Raw genomic sequence first — 521 nt, 5'->3', positions numbered from 1 at the left:
AGCCCGTGCTCGAAGACCCGGCGCAGCTTCACCGGCGGCCCGTCCGGGCCCTGCGCGGCCCGTTGCAGCACCTCCCTGGACGCGGGTGTCAGCTCGGCGACGAAGGCCCGGCCCCGCTCCCCCAGCAGCGTCGCGACGGCCGCGGCGACGGCCGGCCGGGCCTCGGGGTCGCTCTGGTGGATCACGGCCCGCATGTAGACGTTCGTGTCACCGATCCGCTCGTGCAGGGCGCGCACGGCGGCGGCGTCGGTCAGGTCGAGCTGGGCGAACTCGGCGGCCTGCCCGGGGTCGGCCCGCCGGGCGTGGTCGATCGCCGCGTGCGAGAGGTCCACCCCGATCGCCCGGGCGAACAGGGTGGCGAGATGGCGGGTCTGCGTACCGTTGCCGCAGCCGAGGTCGACCCCGGGCAGGGTGGCGTCCGCGTACGGCAGGAGCAGCCGGCTGTGCGGTACGGCGCTCAGCGCGGCCTCCGCGTCCCAGATCGCCTCGCCGGGTTCGTCCGACGTGGCCGCCCAGTACCC

1 protein-coding gene is annotated in these 521 nt (G+C 76.4%); it reads right to left on the bottom strand.

The window, feature by feature from the left end:
- A partial coding sequence (locus E6R62_RS39050; protein ID WP_136218055.1) for a class I SAM-dependent methyltransferase occupies window positions 1-521 on the bottom strand: 521 nt, incomplete at both ends.

This window comes from Streptomyces sp. A1136, from assembly GCF_004795055.1.
In the GTDB taxonomy this organism is placed as follows: domain Bacteria; phylum Actinomycetota; class Actinomycetes; order Streptomycetales; family Streptomycetaceae; genus Streptomyces.
This window is presented reverse-complemented; position numbering and strand designations above follow the sequence as displayed.